The organism is Acidovorax sp. ACV01 (genome assembly GCF_014851495.1).
Classification (GTDB): domain Bacteria; phylum Pseudomonadota; class Gammaproteobacteria; order Burkholderiales; family Burkholderiaceae_C; genus Acidovorax; species Acidovorax radicis.
On sequence record NZ_JACUZT010000008.1, the window covers coordinates 238048 to 260445 of the forward strand.

At 67.3% G+C, this 22398-nt stretch carries 18 protein-coding genes; 11 read left to right on the top strand and 7 right to left on the bottom strand.

The genetic code is table 11. From position 1 onward, the window contains the following. The first annotated feature begins 340 nt into the window (after positions 1-340). On the top strand, positions 341-2134 hold the full coding sequence (locus tag IB243_RS22050) for a pectate lyase (RefSeq protein WP_225585177.1): 1794 nt from the start codon (positions 341-343) through the stop codon (positions 2132-2134). Positions 2135-2308: 174 nt separating this feature from the next. On the opposite strand, the gene IB243_RS22055 is transcribed toward IB243_RS22050, so the two are convergent. From IB243_RS22055 to IB243_RS22065, 3 genes are all read right to left on the bottom strand, one after another. Then, on the bottom strand, positions 2309-3625 hold the full coding sequence (locus IB243_RS22055; protein ID WP_192429374.1) for a ferric reductase-like transmembrane domain-containing protein: 1317 nt from the start codon (positions 3623-3625) through the stop codon (positions 2309-2311). Between the two features lie 153 nt (positions 3626-3778). Then, positions 3779-4960 (bottom strand): twin-arginine translocation pathway signal protein, encoded by a 1182-nt coding sequence (locus IB243_RS22060; RefSeq protein ID WP_192429375.1) that lies wholly within the window; start codon positions 4958-4960, stop codon positions 3779-3781. 37 nt (positions 4961-4997) lie between these two features. Further along, positions 4998-6038, bottom strand: coding sequence for an NAD-dependent epimerase/dehydratase family protein (locus IB243_RS22065; RefSeq protein WP_192429376.1), 1041 nt, complete (start codon positions 6036-6038; stop codon positions 4998-5000). Between the two features lie 142 nt (positions 6039-6180). Between IB243_RS22065 and IB243_RS22070 the strand changes: the two genes are divergently transcribed. The 4 genes from IB243_RS22070 (at position 6181) to IB243_RS22085 (ending at position 10288) form a co-directional block, all read left to right on the top strand. Beyond that, a complete protein-coding gene (locus IB243_RS22070; RefSeq protein ID WP_192429377.1) occupies positions 6181-7065 on the top strand; it encodes a LysR family transcriptional regulator in 885 nt (294 codons plus the stop codon). 408 nt (positions 7066-7473) lie between these two features. Further along, positions 7474-9069 (top strand): DUF4139 domain-containing protein, encoded by a 1596-nt coding sequence (locus IB243_RS22075; protein WP_192429415.1) that lies wholly within the window; start codon positions 7474-7476, stop codon positions 9067-9069. 164 nt (positions 9070-9233) lie between these two features. Continuing rightward, on the top strand, positions 9234-9764 hold the full coding sequence (locus tag IB243_RS22080) for a phosphatidylglycerophosphatase A (RefSeq protein ID WP_192429378.1): 531 nt from the start codon (positions 9234-9236) through the stop codon (positions 9762-9764). After that, positions 9761-10288, top strand: coding sequence for a CinA family protein (locus IB243_RS22085; RefSeq protein ID WP_192429379.1), 528 nt, complete (start codon positions 9761-9763; stop codon positions 10286-10288). Before IB243_RS22080 ends, IB243_RS22085 begins: the two co-directional genes overlap by 4 nt. 140 nt (positions 10289-10428) lie before the next feature. On the opposite strand, the gene IB243_RS22090 is transcribed toward IB243_RS22085, so the two are convergent. Continuing rightward, positions 10429-11700: an IPTL-CTERM sorting domain-containing protein gene (locus IB243_RS22090; protein ID WP_225585179.1), complete on the bottom strand. Its 1272-nt coding sequence runs from the start codon at positions 11698-11700 to the stop codon at positions 10429-10431. Positions 11701-12140: 440 nt separating this feature from the next. On the opposite strand from IB243_RS22090, the gene IB243_RS22095 reads away from it, so the two are divergent. The 3 genes from IB243_RS22095 to IB243_RS22105 all read left to right on the top strand — a co-directional run bounded on the left by IB243_RS22095 (position 12141) and on the right by IB243_RS22105 (position 15713). Beyond that, positions 12141-13034 (top strand): alpha/beta fold hydrolase, encoded by an 894-nt coding sequence (locus tag IB243_RS22095; RefSeq protein WP_192429380.1) that lies wholly within the window; start codon positions 12141-12143, stop codon positions 13032-13034. Positions 13035-13252: 218 nt separating this feature from the next. Beyond that, complete coding sequence (locus IB243_RS22100; RefSeq protein WP_192429381.1) at positions 13253-15139, top strand: cyclic nucleotide-binding and patatin-like phospholipase domain-containing protein; 1887 nt, start codon at positions 13253-13255, stop codon at positions 15137-15139. Positions 15140-15224: 85 nt separating this feature from the next. Further along, positions 15225-15713: a nuclear transport factor 2 family protein gene (locus IB243_RS22105; protein ID WP_192429382.1), complete on the top strand. Its 489-nt coding sequence runs from the start codon at positions 15225-15227 to the stop codon at positions 15711-15713. Positions 15714-15867: 154 nt separating this feature from the next. Here IB243_RS22105 and IB243_RS22110 read toward each other — a convergent pair whose 3' ends face one another. The 3 genes from IB243_RS22110 to IB243_RS22120 all read right to left on the bottom strand — a co-directional run bounded on the left by IB243_RS22110 (position 15868) and on the right by IB243_RS22120 (position 18991). After that, positions 15868-16305 carry a hypothetical protein gene (locus tag IB243_RS22110; protein ID WP_140426337.1) on the bottom strand — a complete coding sequence of 146 codons (438 nt, stop codon included), beginning with the start codon at positions 16303-16305 and terminating at the stop codon, positions 15868-15870. Positions 16306-16449: 144 nt separating this feature from the next. After that, entirely contained in the window at positions 16450-18003 is a 1554-nt protein-coding gene (locus IB243_RS22115; protein WP_192429383.1) for a SulP family inorganic anion transporter, read from the bottom strand. A gap of 130 nt (positions 18004-18133) precedes the next feature. Beyond that, entirely contained in the window at positions 18134-18991 is an 858-nt protein-coding gene (locus IB243_RS22120; protein WP_192429384.1) for a YecA family protein, read from the bottom strand. A 213-nt stretch (positions 18992-19204) separates the two neighbouring features. Between IB243_RS22120 and IB243_RS22125 the strand changes: the two genes are divergently transcribed. The 3 genes from IB243_RS22125 to IB243_RS22135 are packed head-to-tail and all read left to right on the top strand — an operon-like array spanning position 19205 to position 22198. After that, positions 19205-20947: an FMN-binding glutamate synthase family protein gene (locus IB243_RS22125; RefSeq protein WP_192429385.1), complete on the top strand. Its 1743-nt coding sequence runs from the start codon at positions 19205-19207 to the stop codon at positions 20945-20947. Next, positions 20944-21756 (top strand): hypothetical protein, encoded by an 813-nt coding sequence (locus tag IB243_RS22130; protein WP_192429386.1) that lies wholly within the window; start codon positions 20944-20946, stop codon positions 21754-21756. Before IB243_RS22125 ends, IB243_RS22130 begins: the two co-directional genes overlap by 4 nt. Before the next feature lie 13 nt (positions 21757-21769). Then, complete coding sequence (locus tag IB243_RS22135) at positions 21770-22198, top strand: N-acetyltransferase (RefSeq protein WP_057230013.1); 429 nt, start codon at positions 21770-21772, stop codon at positions 22196-22198. The last annotated feature ends 200 nt before the right edge of the window (positions 22199-22398 follow it).

The following is a 22398-nucleotide window of genomic DNA, read 5'->3' on the forward strand; positions in this document are numbered from 1 at the left end:
CACCGAATCCAAGGCGGTGCTGGCTCGCGCCCTCGTAGGCACAAAGGTTTCCAACTGATCTTTGAAAAACCCGAATACTTCCAGTATTCATGCGGCTTTCAAAGGCTTTTCAACCCAACGCAACAGCCCCTTCGCGCCCGATTTTGCGGCTACCAGGCCATCTGCCTGATTGGGGTAAACGCCAGTGATCGGATGAAAGCACGCGCCCAAAATCCGCGCCAAGTTGTACGACGTCTGTTGTCAAGGCGGCGTGTGGCCCGGGCCGATTGCCTTGGTGGCAGCAGGGCGCGCCCGCTTCTCCCTTTCCAGAACCCTTGCCATCCAACGAGGAGACATCCCAATGACGATGAAGCGCAGAGACTTCACCCTGAGTGCCCTGGCCCCCCTGCTGCTGAGCGCCTGCGGCGGCGGCAGCGACGACCCCGCGCCCACCTTTCCGCCCGGCCCCAAGGCCGACGCTGCCGACGCCCTGAAGCGGGCCACGCACTACATGGACGACACCGTGTCCTACCAGGGCGGCTACGTGTGGTCGTACTCGCCGGACCTGAAGCAGACCTTCGGCGAGATGGAGGCCTACCGCACCATGTGCTGGATCCAGCCGCCGGGCACGCCGTCGGTAGGCCATGTGTACCTGGACGCCTACCACGCCACCGGCGACGAACGCCACTGGCGCGCGGCCGAGCGCACCGCCACGGCCATCATGGCCGCGCAGCACAGCTCCGGCGGGTGGAACTACATCCACGACTTCGCGGGCGAGGCGTCGCTGAAAAAGTGGTACGACACCATCGGCAAGAACGGCTGGCGGCTCGAAGAGTTCCAGCACTACTACGGCAACGCCACGTTCGACGATGCGGGCACGGCCGTGGCATCGCAGTTCCTGCTGCGCATGTACCTGGAGCGGCGCGAGGCCCGCTACCTGCCGGCCGTGCAAAAGGCCATCGACTTCGTGCTCAACGCGCAGTTCGGGCCCGAGTACGGCGTGGCCAATGGTGGCTGGCCGCAGCGGTTCCCGCACTTCCCAGGCGCCGTCAGCAGCATGCCGCTGCCCAACGCATCGCAGTTGCCCGCCGGTGCCAAGGCCGGCATGGACGACGGCGACTACACGCTGCACGTGACCTTCAACGACGACGTGATGGGCGAGAACATCAAGTTCCTCACCCTGTGCGTGATGGCGCTGGGCGAGACGCGCCTGATCGCCCCCATCAACCGCGCAATGGAGTGCATGCGCCTGATGCAGCAGCCCGGCCAACAGGCCGGCTGGGGGCTGCAGCACCTCTCCCGCGAAAGGGACGGCCGGCCTGCCGGCTCGCCCGCCGGTGCCCGCAGCTACGAGCCCCGGTCGCTGGCCACGCACACCACGCAGACCAACATCCGCCAGATGTTCAACTACTTCCAGCTCACCGGCGACCGCAAGTACCTGGCGCGCCTGCCCGAGGCGATTGCCTGGCTCAAGAGCTGCCCGCTGCCGGCCGATGCCGCCACGGTGAACCCGCTGCTGGGCGGCGGCCGCACCCACCCCACCTTTGTCGAGCTGGGCACCAACGACGGCCTGTACGTGCACCGCTACGGCTCCAACATCCACAACGGCGCCTACTACTACGACAAGAACTACACCAACACCGTGAGCCACTATTCGGCCGGCCGGCCCATCGACATCGCCGGGCTGGAAGCCACGTACAACAAGCTCAATGGCATGACGGACGCGGCCGTGGCCGAGCTGGCGGCGCGCTCGCCGCTCAAGGTGACAGGCGGCGGAAAAGCGCTGCCTAAATACTTCTCGATCCGCGAGGTGGACTTTCCGGATTTGTTCACTGGTGCGGTCATGGCCACACCCGCCGTGCCCGACACGGAAGTCGCCACGCTGCTGACCGAGCTGGGCACCCGCAACTACTGGACATCGCCCGTGCCCGAGATCGTGAACCCCTACCTGGCCGACGGCCCCACCGCCCCCTACACCGGCACGGCCTACCGCAGCAAGCACGTGGGCGATGTGTACGACACCTCGCCCTACCCGGCCGACAACCCGCCCGAAGTGCCGCCGTACGTGAAGAAGGACAAGCCCCAGTTCATCGTCACCGCCGAGTGGATACGGCGCATGGGGCGGCTGATCGCGTTCGTGGCACCGGTGGCGTGACCACTCGCTCTGCGCAATTGCTATTATTTGTATAGCATTTTGCGCTTTCGCAGAAAGCGCTGGAAGGCAAAAGGGCTCAAATCCCCCGCACCAAGACAGGCCGCGCGCCGGGGGAATGGACTGCAGCCAAAAGCCGCCCGCACCGTGTTCGAGCGCTGGCGCGAGAAACCCGCCTCAGCGCATCTGGAACAGCTCCTGGTGAAAGCGCGCAGGCGAGCGCCCCAGGCGCTCCATGCCCCGGCGCACCGCCTCGGCAAAGCCCTGCGGCCCGCAGAACCACACACTCGCCGCCGGGCTCGTGCCTGCCAGCAGCGCTGCCGGTGTCACGGGCCCCGCGTCGTCACTGTAGTGCGTCTCCAGCGTCACGCTGGGCAAGCGGGCGCACAGTGCGGCCATGCGGTCGGCAAACACCGTCTCGCCCGCATGGCGCACGCAGTAGTGCAGGTGCACCCGGGGTGCCAGCGCGGGTGTGGACTGCAGGGATTCGAGCCAGGCCATGAACGGCGTGGCGCCGATGCCGGCAGCCACCCACACCTGCTCCGGTGCGCTGTCGCTGCGAAAGTCAAAACAGCCATATGGCCCCTCGATGCCTACCTGCTGCCCCAGATGGATTTGCAGAGGCAGCTGGCCCGTGTGGTCGCCCAACGCCTTGATGGCAAACCGCAGCACGCCATCGCCTTGGTCGGCATTGAGCAGGGTGAACGGGTGTGCCCCCTCGGCACGGCCAAAGGTGACAAACGCAAACTGACCGGCCGCATGCTTCCAGCCACTGGCGGGGCTGACCTGGCAGGCCACCTCCAGCACGCGGGCCCCTTGTGGCGACACGCTGACCACGCGGGCCGCATGGCGGCGGCTGCGCCCGATGGCCCCGGCCAGCGAGCGCACAGCGCACAACACCCCCACCAGCGTGCAAAGGCCCACCAGAACACCTGCCGGCTGTTGCCACCAAGCAGGCGGCGTGAGCACCACGGCATGGAAGGCCAGCACCAGGTACACCACGGCCAGCAGCTTGTGCAGGTAACGCCACACGTGGTACGGGAACCGCTGCCACAGCGTGATGACCAGCATGGCCGCCAGGAACCACACGGCCCACTCCCCCATCTCCTCGGCCAGGTGGCGGAAGGTGTTGAGCCACCAGTCCGCGCGCGGCGTGCGCACCGGGCGACCCACCCAGTCGGCCAGCAGGCTGCGCGAGAGCTGCAGCCCGTAGTGCACCAACCCCAGCACAATCGCGCCAATGCCCGCCCACTTGTGCAGGCGGTAGCTCTTGTCCAGGCCACCGAGCGGTTTTTCCAGCCACGCGGGGCGCACGGCCAGCACCATGGTCAGCGACATCAGCGCCCAGGCCCCCACCCCGGTAAGCAGGATCAGCTGGTTGCGCCACCACCAGACATCGCCCCATGCGGCCGGCGCAGGCTGGGGCACCCACAGTGCCAGCAGCCACGCTGTGAATGCCAGCGCCAGAGAGCCCCCCAAGACCTTCTTCCACATCACCAGTCCCAACTATTTGTTGCAATGCAGCAGATATAGAAACCCGCGATGAACGCCACCTGAACGGAGTGTGAAGAGGCGGCAAAGCGTGGCGGCTGGTGCCCGAGGGTTGATCTGCATCAGCAATCTGCGCGGGGGCTGCCCTCCTCGGAGTCAAGTCCGCACAAAACGCGCGAGGGGCCTGCGGGGCGTGGCAGGCACCTCGCCTTCGGGGTAGCCGATGCGGCAGAACATCTGCACGGTGGCGTCCTGCGGCGTGCGCGGCGCGGGCAGCCCCAGCACCAGCTGGTGCACACGCTCGAAGTGCGGGGCCATCTCGGCAAACTCCTGCACGGCCTGGCTCATCGGGTGCATGCCCACGCCGAGCGCAGTGGCCTGCAGCTGCTGGCGCACATAGAGGCGGCCGGTGTGGACCTGGTCGCTGCGCGTGTTGGTGCCGGTGATCCACACAAAACCCATGGCCGTGCGGCTGTGCCCTTCAAAGCGGCCCATGGCGCTTTTGTAGGCTGCGCCGCCTTCGACGGGTGGCGCCGAGCGGTCGAACATGCCCAGCGCCGACACCGCGCGCACAAACGGCGAGTTGAGCGAGATGCCGTCGCGGTGCTGCAGGATTTCCCCCGGCCCGACACGCGTGAGGTGGATGCTTTCCATCATGGTGCGCGGCGTGAGCAGCTCCACCCGGGCGGACTCCCAGCACAGCGTGCGCAGGGCGGGCAAATGGTCGGCGCTGACCGTGCCGCCGACGCCCAGCGGGGCACCGGCCTGGGCACTGCCCAGCAACTGGGCCAGCAACTCGGGCGCCACGGGGCGGGTGGTGTCGAAATCTGTCTTGGGCGTGCGGCGCAGCAGCACCTGGGCGAACAGCGGATCGGGCGCGCCGCCGGGTTGGAGCGTGATGCGCGCCACGGGGCGGCTGTCCCAGTCCTTCGGAGCCATGGGCAACTCGCCCTGCGGCCACAGCAACACTTCACTGGCCAGACCCTGCTGGGCCAGCGCCATCACCAGCAGCTCCAGGAAGGCACCATGGCCGATCAGGATCTGCCGCCCCAAGGGGTCGGTATGGGGCAGCACCCGCTCGCGGTCGGTGCGCAGGGTGATCACGCCTTCTTCGCGCAGATCCACCAGCCAGGGCTGCAGGTTGTGCGGGTTGGGCGCGGTGATGGCGTAGGCCACGGCGCGGCGGCGCGCGTCGGTCTCGCCCACGGGGCCTTTCCAGGCCTCGACCGCCTCGGCGGGATAGTGCGAGCCCACGGCGCCACAGGCGGCCAGCGTGCCTGCGGTGGCGGCAGCGATGGTGCCACCCCCGGCCAATCGGATGAAGTTGCGACGGTGCATGACAAGGTTCCTTGGGTGGGTGAATCGGTGGCGGGTTTCAGGCCAAAGCGGCGCGCGGCACCTGCGACGTGACCAGCCCCAGGTCGGCCAGCGCCTGGCGCACGGCCTGGTCGAACGGGGTGTGGGGCTCGTCGCCGATGAGGGCGCGCAGGCGGGTGTTGTCCAGCCGGTGGGGCGTGCTCCACAGGTAGCGCATGGCCGCCAGTGCGGCAAACGTGGGGGCCACCACCCCCGCCATGCGCAGCAAGGGCCATGGCAGCTGGCCCACGCGCAGCGCACCGGCATCGGGCAACCAGCCCTGTTCTGCCGCAATGGCGGTGAAGCTGTGGAGCCACTGCTGCGCGGTGACGTGGTGCCCCGCGACATGCAGGCATTCAAACGCGGGCAGCCGGTCACGCTCTTGCGCCACGCGCACAAAGCTGCGTGCCAGGTCGGGCAGATAGGCCCACGGCGTGGCCACATCCAGCGGGCCAGGCCAGGTGACGCGGCCCCGCGGCAGGTCCTTGGCGATGGCCTGGTCGATCCAGCTGCCGGTGCCGCTGCCAAAGAAGTCCCCGGCGCGCAGCACGACGGCACGCAGGTCGCCCCCTTGCGTGGCGGCCTGCAGGCGCTGCTCCAGCTGCACCCGCATCCGCCCCTTGAAGCCCGTGGCGGCCTGGGGCGTGTCTTCGCGCAGCACAGGCGGCATGCCTTCACCAAAGTTGTAGACATTGCCGGGCAGCATCAGCGTGGCGCGCAGCTGGCGGGTGACGGCAATCGCCGCGTCCATCAGCGCGGGGGCCTCTTCGCGCCAGGCCTTGTGGGTGTACGCGGGGTTGAGCGCATGCACCACCACCTGGGCACCTTGCGCCTGGGCGGCCAGCGCGGCGGTGTCATCCACCGCCACGGGCATCCACCACACACCGGGAATGGCGGGCAGCGCAGGGCTGCGCGCGCCAGGCCGCACCTGGGCCAGCACCTGCCAGCCCGCCTGGGCAAAGGCGCGGGTGGCCGCCAGGCCCAGCCGGCCCCGGGCGCCCAGGATCAGCACGGTGGAGGGGTTGTCCGTGGTGGGGCGAGAAGGGGGATGGGTGGTCATATCAGGGCTCCATTCACAAAGGATGGAGCGATTGTGAAAACGCCGGCACCGTTACACAATTGCCTAACAATTCATAGCAGCAATGCAAAATTGAATACCACCAACCGCTCCGCGGTACTCACATTGCAGGCACGCTATCGCCATGAATCAGACCTTTGACTGGAGCCTGGTGCAGTCCTTTCTGGCCGCGCTTGACCAGGGCAGCCTGTTGGGTGCGGCACGTGTGCTGGGTGCCAGCCAGCCCACCATTGGCCGCCATATTGCCGAGCTGGAGTCGCAGCTGGGGGTGGTGCTGTTCGAGCGCACGGGGCGCGGTCTATTGCCCACCGCCACGGCGCTGCGGCTGGCCGAATCCGCGCGCGCCATGGAGGCCAGCGCCCACCAGCTGGCCCGCAGCGTGTCGGGTGCCGAGGAAGGGGTGAGCGGCACCGTGCGCATCACCGCCAGCCAGCCTGTGGCCTGCGCACTGCTGCCGCCGGTACTGGCAAGGATGCGCCAGGTGCTGCCCGAGGTGCAGGTGGAACTGGTGGCCAGCAACCAGGTCACCAACCTGCTGCGCCGCGAGGCCGACATCGCCCTGCGCATGGTGCGCCCCGACCAGGCCAGCCTGGTGGCCAAGCGCATCGGCGCGGTGACGCTGGGCGCCTATGCCCACCGCGACTACCTGCGCCGCAAGGGCACGCCCCGGCAGCCGCCCGACCTGCTGCAGCACGAGCTGGTGGGCAACGACCGGCACGAGGACATCCTGCAGGGCTTTGCCGCCATGGGCTACCCGGTGGAACGCCAGCACTTTGCGTTCCGCACCGATGACCTCATGGCCTACTGGGAGGCCGTGCGTGCGGGACTGGGCATCGGCTTTGTGGGCAACTACCTGGCCCGCACCGACCCCGGCGTGGTGGCCGTGCTGCCCATGCTGCCCCTGCCCGAGCTGCCCATCTGGCTCACGGTGCACCGGGAGATCCGCACCAGCCGCAAAATCCGGGCGGTGTATGACTTCCTGGCGGAAGAGGTGCCAGGGGTGCTTTAAGAACCTGTTCAAGATCTTTTCAGGGTCGCGCAAGCGCCTTGCCGGGATGGGATGCAAGGCACGGTGCGCAGTGGATAGCCCGGCTATCCACAAGCGCCGCAACGCCGCAGACCGCCCGGCAAGGCACTTGCCCGCAGGGTTGGAGTGAAATCGGGCGATTGGACGCCCCAGCTGCTTGCATGGGCACGAGCCCATGCGGCGCATCCAAGGCATCCACTCATCCCGATTGCACTCCAACGCGACCCCCGAAAAGATTTTGAACAGGTTCTAAGAACCTGTGCGCGGCCACGGCGGCTGCTAGCATCCCATTCCCTTTGTCCACCGCGCCCAAGGAGCCCCGTGATCCATTTCCCCCTTGCCTTGCACTTGCGCTCTCCACACCCGCTGCGGCCCCTGGGCCTTGTCGGCATGGCCCTGCTGTGCAACGCGGCCTCGCCGGCCCTGGCGCAGGACACCTCCCGCATTGCCCGTGTCACCGTCTACCCCGGCAGCGCCACCGTGGAGCGTGTGGCCAAGGTGCCCGCTGGCGCACGCAGCCTCACGCTGGCCTGCCTGCCCGCGTCGCTGGATGCGCAAAGCCTGCAGATCAACGCCGACCCCGCGGTGCGCGTGGGCGAGTTCAATGTGCTGACCGAAGACCGCGACGTGGTGGCGGCCTGCGCCAGCCCGCTGGACGGCCGCATCCGCGAGCTGGAAGACCAGATCGCCGGAGTGAAGGCCGAGGCCTCGGCCCTGAAGCTGGTGGACGGCTACCTGCGCAGCGTGGCCAACACCAGCACCAGCGATGAGACGGCCCCAGGGCGTGCCGCCATCCCCACATCCGCGCAGATCACCGCCACCGCCGACGTGCTGCGCAAGTCCGGCCAGGACAGCTTCACCCGCAGCCACCAGCTCCAACGCAAGCAAGAGGCGTTGCAGCTGGCACTCAAGCCCCTGGTGGCCGAGCGCGACCGCGTGGCCAGCCAGCGCGCGCGCGTGGTGTCGGTCACCATCAACCTGGCCACCGAGCGCGAGGCCGAGCTGCGCCTGTCTTACCAGGTGCGCGGCCCGGGCTGGCAGCCCACCTACCGCGCCACGCTGGACGCCACCAAAGCCACGGTGCTGATCGAGCGCCAGGCGCTGGTGGCGCAGAACAGCGGCGAGGACTGGGGCAACGTGCAGCTCACCCTGTCGACCGGCCAGCCGGGCCGGGCCACGCAGGGCCGCCTGCCGCGTGAATGGACACTGGATGTGGCCCCGCCGCCGCGCCCCATGCCCGCGACGGCCCCCATGATGGCCATGGCCCCACCGGCCCCTTCGCCCGCCGCGCTCGCGCGCAACGCGGTCGAGGAGGACAAGCTCAGCTTCGACGTGAGTGCGATCGACAAGGGTTTCGCCACCGAATTCGCCGTGCCGCAACGCATCACCGTGCCATCGAGCGGCCAGCGCGTGACGCTGGCGCTGGGCAACCACACGGCCCCCGCCACGCTGATAACCCGCACCGCCCCGGCCGTGGAAGAGGCCGCCTACCTGGTGGCCCACATGGCCCAGCCGCCCGGCGTGTGGCCGGCCGGGCCCACGGGCCTGTACCGCGACGGCGCGTTTGTGGGCAACGGGCGCATCGACTTCGGCACACCCAGCGCGGGCGCTCCGGCGGGCAGCACCAGCCTGTCGTTCGGCCGCGATGAACTGGTCACGGTGCGGGCCGAGCCCGCGCAGGACCTGACCGGCAGCACGGGCTTCACCGGCTCGCGCACCGAGCGCAAGACGCGCCGCGCCTACAGTGTGGAAAACCGCCACAAGACCGGCATCACGCTGCAGGTGCTGCATGCCGCGCCGGTGTCGCGCAACGAGAAGATCGAGGTCGAATCGCGCTACCAGCCCCAGCCCACCGACACGGCCTGGAACCGCACACCCGGCACCGTGGCCTGGCAGCAGGCGCTGGCCGCAGGTGCCACGGCGCCGTTCAGCGCCGAGCACACCATCCGGTACCCCAAGGATGTGGAGCTGCAAGAGCGCCAGTAAATGATGAGGCACCCCCTGAGGCGCTTCGCGCCTTCACCCCTCTCTCGCTGCGCGGGAAGGGGACGCACCCGGTGGCCTGGCAAAGCCAGTTCCACGGGTACGCTGGCCTTGTGCGCGCCAGCGCTATACGCAGTGGGTTGCACGAAGCACCGTTGATTGTTGATATGACCCCCAGCTCTCCTTCCGCCCACACACCCGCTCCTCGGCGCCCCACCGTGGCGTTCATGTTTTCTCACCCGGCCCACTTCATCGCCCTGGGTTTTGGCGCCGGGCTGTCGCGCGTGGCGCCGGGCACCGTGGGCACGCTGTGGGCATGGCTGGCCTACCTGGTGCTGCAGCAGTGGCTGTCGGCGGCCGCCATCGGACTGGTGATCGTGGCGAGCACCCTGGTCGGCTGGTGGGCTTGCACCACCACCGCCCGCAACATGGCAGTGGCCGACCCCGGCAGCATCGTGTGGGACGAGGTGGTGGCCTTCTGGCTGGTGCTGTGGCTGGCGATGCCAATGGGCTGGTGGGGGCAGCTGGTGGCGTTTGGGCTGTTCCGCTTCTTTGATGCGGCCAAACCCGGCCCGGTGGGATGGGCCGACAGCCTGTTCAAGGGCTTTGGCTGGCGCGGCGGCTGGGGTATCTTGTGGGACGACTTTGTGGCAGCCTTCTGCACGCTGCTGGCCATTGCACTGTGGAGGTTCCTATGACAACCGCATCGCTATCGAATGAAGAGCTACTGGCGCTTGATACATCAGCGCTGGAGGCCAATTTGACACAGATTTCCCTGCAGCTGCTGAAACACAGCCACATGCTGGCCACCGCCGAGAGCTGCTCGGGCGGCATGATCGCAGCGGCCTGCACCGACCTGGCGGGCTCCAGCCAGTGGTTCGAGCGTGGTTTTGTCACCTACTCCAACACCGCCAAGGTCGAAATGCTGGGTGTGCCCGCCGCCATGATCGAACAGGACGGCGCCGTGAGCGAGTCCGTGGCCCGCGCCATGGCCGACGGGGCGCTCACCCATTCCCAGGCGCAGGTCAGCCTGGCCGTGACCGGCGTGGCCGGCCCCACGGGCGGCAGCGACGCCAAGCCCGTGGGCACGGTGTGGTTTGCCTGGTGCGTGAATGGCGAAACCCACAGCGAGATGCAGCACTTTGCGGGCGACCGCGCCGCCATCCGCACGGCCACGGTGCGCTATGCGCTGCAGCGGCTGCTGGCCTGGTTGCCCGCCTGAGGCGGCGTTGCCTTGCGCCGCCTCACGTCGTCTCACGCCGTTGATTCGCGTTGCCGCGGTACCGCACTGCCTGCGGCTTCCGCTTGGGCTATACAGTTGAACGCACATCCGCATGAGACGGCGCCCGCAGGCGGGTCGGCCTATGCGCGGCCGCGAAAAACACCGCGCCGCCTTGCAGGGATCGCTGCCAGCCCGAGCAGACCTGCCAGCAGCACCAGCCCCCACGACGAAAGCGTGGGCACGGCCATGGCCGCCCCCAGAGCCACGGCAAACACCCCCGACAGCAGGCCCAGGTTCTGCGGATTGCCGTGGGCGTCGCGCGCTCCCGTCACCTGCACGTCGACCGCCGGGAGCACCAGATTGCCCGCGCCCACGGTGAAGCTCTGCACATAGTGCGTGCTGTCCGTCCAGCTGCCGCCCGTGGGCGTCAGTACGGCAGCCAGGCCCGGCTGGTTGGGGAAGCTCAACACCGGCGTGCTGGCGGTGTCCATGGGTTCGCTGAAAGTGATCGTCAGCGTGAAGAGCTCCCCGGCGCGCAGAATGCTGCCGCCCCGCTGCGTGGTCAGGTCGCTGCGCAATACGGCGGTGCTGGGCGCGACCGCCAGGACGCTGGGGTTCCTGGTGTCGATGCTGAACACGCCCGTGAGTTCGAAATCGGTGTTCTTGTTGTCGGGGTCGTCCTTGCGCCCCACGCCGCCGGCGATCAGCACGTTGATGCTGTCGAACTGCTCGTCGCCATCGGCAATCGTCCAGGTCACTATGTAGCGGTTGCGGTTCGCCCATGTGGATGTGACATTGCCGAGCGTGAGCGGCGTGCCACCCGTGTTGGTGAACACCAGGTTCGTGCACAGATAGTTGAGCGGCACCCCATTGGGGCACCCGCCATAGTCGCTGGCAATGTCATACCGGATAACGAATGTGACGGTTTTCCCGATGTCGGCGTCGGTGAGGACATGGCCGCTGCCGGCCGGGTGCACCAGGATGCCGCCATCGATGACACCCTTCATGTCGACGACATGCGGGGGAGGGATGTAGAGAATCTCGAACACGTCGGCCTGAAAGCCGGGGGACTGGACCGCGCCCACGGTGTCCTTCGCGCCGCTGACCGCCACGTCCACCGGGCTGATGTTCACGACCATGCTGGCAGTGCCATAGTTCTGCCGGAACGTCGTGGCATCGAGCCAGGTTGAGGTGGTGGGCACCAGAAACGCCCCGGGGTCTTCACCCGCCGTGGGAAACGAGATGACCGGATTGACGGCAGTGTCCATGGCGACGTCGTAGGTCACCGTCAAATGAAAGGCGTCACCGCCCGACACCGGGGAGTCGCTGGGCACGACCGAGACCATCGCCGGAGCCGCCAGCGCAAACGACGCCGCCAGGCACAGGCACCACGACAGCAGCAACCGTGCCATCACCCTGCCCCGCCCCCTTGAAATCACGCCCACCCCAAGCCCAGCCCCGCCTGTACAGGCCATCTCTGTCGTACCCACAACCATTCCTTTTTCGGCCCACAGGGCCTGTTTTTTTTTGTTTCGCGCCGAGCACCTTGCCGAACCACCGGTGGAATTCAGAATCTGCGAGGGAAAACCCGGTGCCACGCGGGGCTGCCGCGCACCGAGCCCCAGGCTGCTGCCAGCTGCATGGGGACACCCCGGGGTGCCACCGCGCGAGCCGGCCATTAGTGTAACTTTGCGTAAGCAAAGACGATCCGGCGGCGGCCCGGGGCGCGAGGTGAGGCACCCGGTCTCCAACGCGCCCCTCGCGCGCACCCATCACCGCGTCCACCGCCAGCGCGCTCTTGCCCTGCAGCGCTGCGGTGTAGCATGGGCGCACCTCATTCGCGGCGCACACCATGCACTGGTTCCAAGGATTCAACACCCAACGTATCGCCACGGGCGGGGCAGATATCTTTGTGCGCACGGGCGGCAAACCCGACGGGCCGGCACTGTTGCTGCTGCACGGCTTTCCGCAAACCCATGCGCTGTGGCACCGCGTGGCGCAGCAGCTGGCGCGCGACTACTTCCTGGTCATGCCCGATTTGCGTGGCTATGGCGACTCGTCGCACGCCCCCGGCCTGCCCGACCACAGCAACTACAGCAAACGCGCCATGGCGCAGGACATGGCCGAGGTGATGACCGCGCTGGGCCACAACAGTTTCTACCTGTGTGGCCACGACCGGGGCGGCCGCGTGGCGCACCGCCTGGCGCTGGACCACGCGGCGCGTGTGCGCAAGCTGTGCCTCATCGACATTGCCCCCACGCTGGATATGTACGCCCGCACCGACGTGGACTTTGCGCGCGCCTACTACCACTGGTTCCACCTGATCCAGCCCGCGCCGCTGCCCGAGACCATGATCGGCGGCAACGCCCGCGCCTACCTGCACGCCAAGCTGGGCGGCTGGGGCAGCGCAGGCCTGGCCCACATCGAGCCCCAGGCCCTGGCCGACTACGAGCGCTGCTTTTGCACGCCCGAGGCCATCCACACCGCGTGCGAGGACTACCGCGCCAGCGCGGACATCGACCTCGCGCACGACCGCGCAGGCCGCGCCCAAGGCGAGAAGATCCCGTGCGACACGCTGGTGGTCTGGGGAGAGCACGGCGTGGTCCACCGGTTCTTCGATCCGCTGGCACTGTGGCAAGCGCGATGTGCGGGCGTGGTGACTGGCCAGGCCGTGCCCGCAGGGCATTTCATCCCTGAGCAATTGCCCGAGGCCACGGCCAACGCGCTGAGCGCCTTCATGCGCTGACAACCGGTTCCACACCGGCCCTGCAGGGCAATCGCAAGGGCCGGCCGTGCATTTGTTCACGCGGGCCACAACCAGCGCGCCCTGAGAGGCAGGCACAGGTGCCCCTGCGTTCCTAGAATCCGCCGCTTCGCACGCTGCGAAACCCATCGCGAACACAGCTTTTTCGCGAGCCCCCGCGTTCTGCAGCGCCCTCACCGTGCCTTGCCGATTGCGTGACCATGCCCCCATTTACCGCTACCCAGAATCAACTGCTCACCGAGCACCTGCGCAGCTTTCTGCCAGGCATTGAACCCGAGGCACTGGAGTTGCTGCGCGCGCAGCTGGAGTGGGTGGAGATGCCCGGTGGCAGCACGCTTATGGCCCAGGGAGAGCCCGGCGAGTCGATGTACCTCACGGTGAGCGGCCGACTGCGTGCCTATGTGCGCAGCGATGACGGCAGCAGCGGGCCACAGCGCCGTGTGGCCGACATGGGCCGGGGCCAGGTGATTGGCGAGATCAGCCTGTTCACCGATGCGCCCCGCGCGGCCACCGTGGTCGCCGTGCGCGACTCGGTGCTGGTGCGCCTGACCAAGGACGTGTTCAAGACCCTGCTGGCCAGCAGCGCCCAGGTGTCGATTGCGCTCACGCGCCAGATCATCCAGCGCCTGCAGTCGGGCACCGCAGCCAACACGGCCGCACAAGAGCGCCCCGTGGCCATGGGCCTGCTGCCCATCAGCGCCGGCGTGGACCTGCAGGGCGTTGGCCAAAGCCTGGCGCGCCAGCTCGGCACCATCGGCCGCGTGCGGGTGGTGGATTCCGCCACCGTGGACGCCGAGCTGCATGCCCCCGGCATTGCGCAGCGCGAAGGCGCCGACGCCACGGCCAACCGCCGCATTGCCATGCTGCTCGACGAGATCGAGGCCCGCAACGACTTTGTGCTGCTGCTGGCCGACCCCGAGCCCACCCCCTGGACACGCCGCGTGAGCCGCCACTGCGACGAGTTGCTGCTGCTGGCCGACGCGCAGGCCGAGCCCGCCATCCACCCGATCGAAGAAAACTGCCTGCTGCGCCGCGCGCCCCTGGCCGAGGCCGCAGAGATCCTGGTGCTGCTGCACCCCGAAGGCACCCAGTGCCCACGCGGCACCCAGCAATGGCTGGACCGCCGCCCCGTGGCCGACCATGTGCATGTGCGCCCCGCCCTCGATCGCGACATGGCGCGCCTGGCCCGCATTCAGAGCCGCACCGCCGTGGGCCTGGTGCTGGCTGGCGGCGGCGCACGCGGTTTTGCACACCTGGGCATCTACCGCGCCTTGCAGGAAGAAGGCGTGGAGATCGACTGCGTGGGCGGCACCAGCATTGGATCGGTGATGGCCGCGTATGTGGCATCCGACCGACCGCTGGCGACGGTGATGGCCAACGCCCGCGAGGCATTCCGCACCAACCCCACGGGCGACTTCAACCTGCTGCCGTTGATGTCGCTCATCAAGGGGCGGCGCCTGCGCCACATCCTGCACGAGGCCGTGGGCCGGCTGGTGGGCTTCCCGGCACAGGTGGAAGACCTGTGGAAGAACTACTACTGCGTGGCCACCAACTATTCGCGCGCCAGCGAACACGTGGTGCGCCGAGGCAGCCTGGTGAAGTCGCTGCTGGCCAGCATCTCCATCCCCGGCGCACTGCCGCCCGTGGTGCACGAGGGCGACCTGCTGTGCGACGGCGGCACGTTCAACAACTTTCCGGTGGACGTGATGCGCAGCATGCGCGGCGTCGGCACGGTGATCGGCGTGGACCTGAATTTCCGCAAACCGCGCCGGATCGAGCTGGACGACATGCCCACCAGCTGGGCCCTGCTGCGCGACAAGCTGCGCCCGCGCGCCCAGCGCCGCTACAAGCTGCCCTCGCTGGCCAGCTACCTCATGCAGGTCACCATCCTGTACAGCATGTCGCGCCAGCGCCAGTCGCAACAGCTCACCGACCTGTACTTCAACCCGCCCATGGACCGCGTCGGCATGCTGCAGTGGAACCGCTTCGAGCAGATCGTGCAGCAGGGGTATGCACATGGCATCCAGGTGCTGGACGGGCTTGACGCCACAAGGCGCCGGCGCATCGGCGGGCTGCGCACCCGCTGAGAACGCACCGCACGGGACGGTCGCCCAAGCGGCATGCAACGGGCAGGCACCGGTGTAGCATGGGCGCCCTTGAGGAGGAGACCCCATGCACCCCAACGCCCAGACCCTGCAGCGCTTTTACACCGCGTTTGCGCAGCTTGACCACGCCACCATGGCCGCCTGCTACGCGCCCGACGCCACCTTTGACGACGAGGCTTTTTCCCTGAAGGGCCGCGAGCAGGTGGGCGGCATGTGGCGCATGCTGTGCACCGCCACCCAAAAGCCCGGCGCCGCCGAGCACTGGAAGCTCACGTTCAGCGGCATTGAAGCCGATGCCAAGGGCGGCAAGGCGCACTGGGAGGCGCACTACCTCTTCAGCGCCACGGGGCGCAAGGTGCACAACATCATCGACGGCACCTTCACCTTCACGCCCGACGGGCTGATCGCCACCCACCGCGACCGCTTCAACTTCTGGCGCTGGGCACGGCAGGCGCTGGGGGCACCAGGGCTGCTGCTGGGCTGGTCGCCATCGCTCAAGCGCAAGGTGCGGAGTACGGCGGCGGGGAATTTGAAGAAGTTTCTGGCGCAGGGGTGAGGGTACCGCCCGCTCGCGTGGATGAAGATCTGTTTGCATCAGCAGCCCAACGTGAAGTCAGGAGGGAAATGCGGTTTCAGAGTGCCCCTCCGCACCAGGGTCAGGCACACAACCAACCGGGCAATCAATGCCCAACCCACCAAAAACGCAAAAATCAACTTCTGCGCCAGGGAACGAAGGAAGCCAGAAGAAGAATGAGACCGGTAATTGCGGCACCGGTTGTATTGGCCGTGTGGTCATCGTATCGGACCAACTTGGGATTGTTGGAGACGTAGGTAATGACCACGTCTTGGCGGCTGATCATTTTGTCGACGACCCACGCAGGGACGCCAGATGAAACCTCAACGCGCTCGCTATTTGCCGTCATGAAGTACGTCGTAATACCCTTGCTTTTGTATTCTCTGGGCGTGTTGTCGAAGAACGGACTCTCCTTCTTTCGCTTGAATGTTGTGGTTTTATCAATATAGCTATCGATGGGGGCCAACTGCGCTTTCAGCCCATACAACCGGAAGGCCTTGTTCTCTACATAGCACCCCCAGGACAGGCCAAACATGCCGATGGCGGCCAAAAAACAAACAATACGAATCAACACGATTCACCCCTCACGTTCATCTTATTTCCACTATTAGAAACCGGTTCGGCAGGCTGCGGGGATGCAGCGTGAAGCCATTGCGCGCGAAGCACCTGCCCCCACCCTGAAGACTGCGATGCGCCATGCTGCCTTTAAGGCGGCGCCTTATTCTCCATGCGCTTCCCCGCCCTGCTGCGCCCTGGCAGGCGTCACATCGCTTCCCAAGCGATCGATTAGCACCGCACTGGCCTCGTTCAAGCCCAGCACCTGCACCGTGCAGCCATGGTGGCGCAGGCGCTGCACCACCTTGTCGAGCGCGGCCACGGCGGTGATGTCCCAGAAGTGGGCGTGCATCACATCGATGACCACCGCGCGGCCCTCGGCGCCCAGCACGTCGAACGCCTCGATGAACGCGTCGGCCGAGGCAAAAAACACCTGGCCGGACACGCGCCAGGTGCGCCGGCCCAAGGCCGGGGCACCAGCGCCATCGGCGTGATCGGCATCGTCGTGCACGCGCACCTCCAACATGCGCGAGACCTTGAACGCAAAGGACACCCCGCTGAGCACCACGCCCACGCCCACGCCAGCCGCCAGGTTGTGGGTGGCGATGGTGACGGCCACGGTGGCCAGCATGGCGGCGCTGGACAGGCGGGGGTGGCGCACCAGGGCGCCCAGCGATTTCCAGTCGAACGTTTCGGCCGACACCATGACCATGATGGCCACCAGCGCAATGACTGGCACCTTGGACACCCAGTCTTTCAGCGCCACCATGAGGATCAGCAAAAACACCCCGGCAAACAACGTGGACAGGCGACCGCGCCCGCCGTACTTCACGTTGCCCACAGCCTGGCCGATCATTCCGCAGCCCGCAATGCCGCCGAACAGGCTGGCCGCGATGTTGGCCACGCCCAGCCCCGCACATTCGCGGTTCTTGTCGCTAGGGGTGTCGGTCAGCTCATCGACCACAGCGGCAGTGAGCACCGATTCAAGGAGGCCCACCATGGCAATCGCCAGCGCGGGCAGCAGGATGATGCGCAGGGTGTCGAGCGACACAGGCACCTGCGGCAGCGCAAACACAGGCAACGCGTCGGGCAGTTTGCCCAGGTCACCCACCGTGGGCAGGTGCAGCCCCAGCGCCGATGCCAGCACCGTGAGCACCACCACGCAGATCAGCGGTGACGGGATCACGGACAGCGCAGGCCATGCCAGCCGCTGGCCCAGCCACGGCAGGCCGTAGATGAGCGCCAGCCCCAGCGCCAACGCGCCCCAGGTGGCCGTGCTGGCGCCGTGCAGGTGCGGCAGCTGCGCGGCAAAGATCAGGATGGCCAGCGCATTGACGAAGCCCGTGCGCACCGAGCTGGACACGAAGCGCATCAACACACCGAGCTTCATCAGCCCAAACGCCACCTGCACCGCGCCCGCCAGCAGCCCCGCCGCCAGCAGATAGCCCAGCCCGTGCGACTGCACCAGCGGCGCAGCCACCAGCGCCACCGAGCCCGCCGCCGCAGACACCATCGCAGGCCGCCCGCCGGTGAAGGCGATGACCAGGCTGATGACAAACGAGGCGAAGAGCCCCACCGAAGGGTCCACGCCCGCCACGAAGGAGAAGGCGATGACTTCGGGGATGAGCGCAAACGTGGCCACAGCCCCGGCCAGCAGCTCGCGCGGAATGCTGGGCGCCCATTCGGCGCGCAGACGGGTCAGGGTGGAAGGGTTCATGCGGTGTGCCCTGCAAAAAACAAAGCGCGCCCGAAGGCGCGCTGCGATGAATTTCAGATCAAAACAGGCTCTAGCGCTTATCCATCAAGCGCCAATAGCTATCTAATCAATAGCAAATTACCCAACAAGATCAAGCCCCGTGGCACTTCTTGTACTTCTTGCCGCTGCCGCAGTGGCACGGGTCGTTGCGGCCGGGCTCGGGCGCCTTGCGCACGGTTTCCACGCGCGGGCCCATGCTCTTCCACAGCTGGCGCAGGTCGTACACGGCCCAGATGGCTTCGCCGAAGGCCTCGACGCGCGCCTGGCTGGTGCTGGGCGGGCCATCTTCGTCGTACATGCAGACCTCGGGCTTGCCGGTGTCGTCTTCGGTCAGGGCGACGATGCTGTCCAGCGCGTCGTCCAGCCACTTGGCGGCTTCCTTGTCGCGCGGGGCGGCCCAGTCTTCGGGCCAGTTCTCCACGGCAAACATGAAGCCCAGGGCCCACACTTGGCCGAAGGACGGGATCTCCTGGTCGTCGCCCATTTCGGCGCGCTGCTCGTCGGTCAGGCTGGCCACGGCGCCGCGCATGTCCATCGCTTCGGGCTGGAAGGTGCGGTCGTCGTCCAGCGTCTTCACGTCGGTGTCGAGCTGGGCCACGATCTCGGCCCAGCGGCGGTTCCACAGCTCTAAAAAGCGCGCCTGCTGGGCGGCGTCGGCAAACGCGGGCAACTGCGGCAGCGGGTCGCCTTCGGCAACATCCAGCTCGGCGCCGTCGCCCAGCAGCATGGGCAGGTATTCGGCCGGGGCGATGGGGCGGCGGCTGCAGATCAGCGCGGTCATGAAACCGTCGCAGAACTCCCACTGCGGGATTTCCTCGCCGCGCGAGCGCAGGTCGTCGAGGATGTTGTCGATCTCTTCCAGCTCCTCAGGGCCCAGCGCGGCGGCAGGGGTGCGCGTGGGGTCATCAAGATCGTCGGTGGCGGGGGGGGGGGATGTGGGTTCGGTCATGGGGAGCTCCGGTCGTCAAGCGAGAAAGCGGGGGCGGTAAAACATTGTTTTACTTTTATGATGCGCAGGCCTTGTGCCGTGGCGCTGGCGCAGCGCCAGCACGGCGGCCCGGGGTGGTGCCGGGCCTCAAAAAAGCCGCGCGCAACACGGCAACCCGACAAAAAGGCGGTCAGTGTAGCCCCCTCTCGCACCGCCACCAGAACCAGGACCCCCATGCTCCACCAACTGAACTCCCTGTACCCGGTGCGCTACACGGCCTTTGCGCTGTGCGTTTTCGGGCTGCTGCTGTCGCTGTTTGCGCTGGTGGCCTTTAGCGTGGGGCTGCCTGTGGTGCTGGTGTTCACCGCCCTGGTGGCCCTGGGCGTGTACGACCTGCAGCAGTCGCGCCACGCCATTCTGCGCAACTACCCGGTCATCGGCCACATCCGCTTCATGCTCGAATATGTGCGGCCCGAGGTGCGCCAATATTTCATCGAAAGCGACAGCGAGGCCGCGCCGTTCTCGCGCGCGCAGCGCTCGCTGGTGTACCAGCGCGCCAAGGGCGACCCGGACAACCGCCCGTTTGGCACCCACTTGGACGTGGGCGCTCAGGGCTACGAATGGGTCAACCATTCGCTCGCACCCACACAGCTGCCGTCGCACGACTTCCGCGTGTGGATCGGCGGCAACCCCGATGCACCGTCGCAGTCCGTGGCGCCTTGCACCCAGCCTTACCACGCGAGCGTGTTCAACATCTCGGCCATGAGCTTTGGTGCGCTGTCGGCCAATGCGATCCTGGCTTTGAACCAGGGCGCGAAAAAAGGCGGCTTTGCGCACGACACCGGCGAGGGCAGCATCAGCCAGCACCACCGGGTGCATGGCGGCGACCTGATCTGGGAAATCGGCTCGGGCTACTTTGGCTGCCGCAACCCCGACGGCACGTTCAGCGAAGAGCGTTTTGCCGCCAGCGCAACCGAGCCCCAGGTCAAGATGATCGAGCTGAAACTCAGCCAGGGCGCCAAGCCCGGCCACGGTGGCGTGCTGCCGGGCGCCAAGGTGACCGCCGAGATCGCGGCCGCGCGTGGCGTGAAGGAAGGCGAGGCCTGCATCTCGCCCGCCAGCCACAGCGCCTTCAGCAACCCGGTGGAGATGATGCAATTCATCGCGCGGCTGCGCACGCTGTCGGGCGGCAAGCCCACGGGCTTCAAGTTCTGCCTGGGCCACCCGTGGGAGTGGTTTGCCATCGTCAAGGCCATGCTGGTCACCGGCATCACGCCCGACTTCATCGTGGTCGATGGCGCCGAAGGCGGCACGGGCGCGGCGCCCGTCGAATTCACCGACCATGTGGGCGCCCCGCTGCAAGAGGGCCTGCTGCTGGTGCACAACACGCTGGTGGGCGTGAACCTGCGCGACCGCGTGCGCATCGGCTGCGCGGGCAAGGTCATCAGCGCCTTCGACATCGCGCGCATGATGGCCCTGGGGGCCGACTGGTGCAACGCGGGGCGCGGCTTCATGATGGCGCTGGGCTGCATCCAGGCACAAAGCTGCCACACCGGCCACTGCCCCACGGGCGTGACCACCCAAGACCCGCTGCGCCAACAGGCCCTGGTGGTGCCCGACAAGGCCACGCGCGTGGCGCAGTTCCACCGCAGCACCTTGCATGCGTTGCAAGAGCTGGTGCAGGCCGCCGGCCTGCGCCACCCCAAGGACATCACCGCCCACCACATCGTGCGCCGCATCAGCGACACCGAGGTGCGCCTCTTGTCCAACCTCATCACGCGCATGCAACCGGGCGCGCTGCTGGGCCCGCTCGACGCGCAGCACAACGTGTTCCGCCTGTACTGGCCCCTGGCTAGCGCCCACAGTTTTCAGGCCAGCGAACCCGCGATGGAACCTTCCATCCCCCACCATGTGGAGCTGGTGCACGCTGCGGCGGCCGGCACCGCTGCCGTGGTGGCAGGGGATGCCGCCGTATGACGAAGGACACCACACCACACACCATCGACTATGGCGCCCTGCTGCAGCAGCAGCTGGCCACGCAGCCCCACAACGTGATGGCCCATGTGCTGGGCGATGAACAGATCTGGATCAAGCGTGCGGCCCCCCCCCACGGCACGGGCCGCTACCGCGCCATGGCCGTGCTGGCGGGGCTGCTGCGGCTCCCGGTGCTGCGCCCCGTGCCCAACCCCGGCGGCCCCGCCGCCATTGCCACGGAGGTGCAACGCCTGCGCGACCTGGCCGCACATGGCATCCGCGTACCCGTGGTGCTGGCCGCCTTGCCGAATGGTTTTGCCATGCGCCATCTGGGCCACACGGGGGAAGAGATTCATTCGCTGGGCAACGAGATCGACCATGCCGTGCAGGCGGGCGACACGGCCACCGTGCTGGCGCTGTGGCAGCAGGGGCTGGACACGCTGGCCCAGGTGCACCGCCAAGGCACCTGCCTGAGCCAGGCGTTTGCTCGCAACATGGTGCGCTGCCCCGATGGTGAGGTGGCCTGCATCGACTTTGAGGACGACCCCGCCGCCGTGCTGCCGCTGGCGGTGTGCCATGTAAGGGATGCGCTGTGTTACGCGCACTCCACCGCGATTTATCTGCACGCCAGTGGCACGCTGGCCGAGGGGCGCGAGCGCTGGGCGGCGTGGGTGGCGCAGGGCAGCGCGGAGATGCGGGAGGTCTTGGATATCAGCGTGCGCCGGATGGGATGGATGCGGCGACTGCCCGCAAGCCGCAGGTTGGGGCGGGACTTGCAGCGGGTGCGGGCGGCATATGACCTGTTGGCATGACAAGACTAGCGCGATGAACGACTATGAGATTTACACCCCCACAGCAGAAGAAGTCCACTCCGGCGTCCTCGGCCGCCGGATGCGGCAGTTCAACTACGGATTTGTTGGCGAATACGGCCAGACGCAGCCAGTGTGGGTGAGCGCACGTGACACCAAGGGTGAATTGCTGGGCGGGCTGCGCGGATTCGTGTTTCTGCAGTGGCTGAATGTGGAACTTCTGTTTGTCGACGAATCGGCCCGGCACCAAGGGCTGGGCCGAAGCCTGCTGGCCACAGCGGAACAGAAAGCCCGCGAGCTGGGTGCGCACAGCGCGACGCTGAGTACCTTTGAGTGGCAAGCGCGGGGCTTTTACCTCAAGCAGGGCTATGAGGAGTTCGGACACATCGACAACTACATCCAGGGCTTTCAGCTGGTGTACATGAAGAAGGTACTCGCACCTTGATATCGCCGGGCAGGGAGACTGGATCTTCAGAAGCGCTAGACGAACCACAGCCAGATGGCCACGCCCAGACACCCCAGCGAGAGCACAACAAAGGCCCAGTAGAGGCCAGGAATGCCACCGATGGCAGTGAACTTGTTCGCCTGCAACCCCTCCTGTTCAGCGCGTGACAGGGGGTCCACTCCGACAGCCCGACCAGAAGA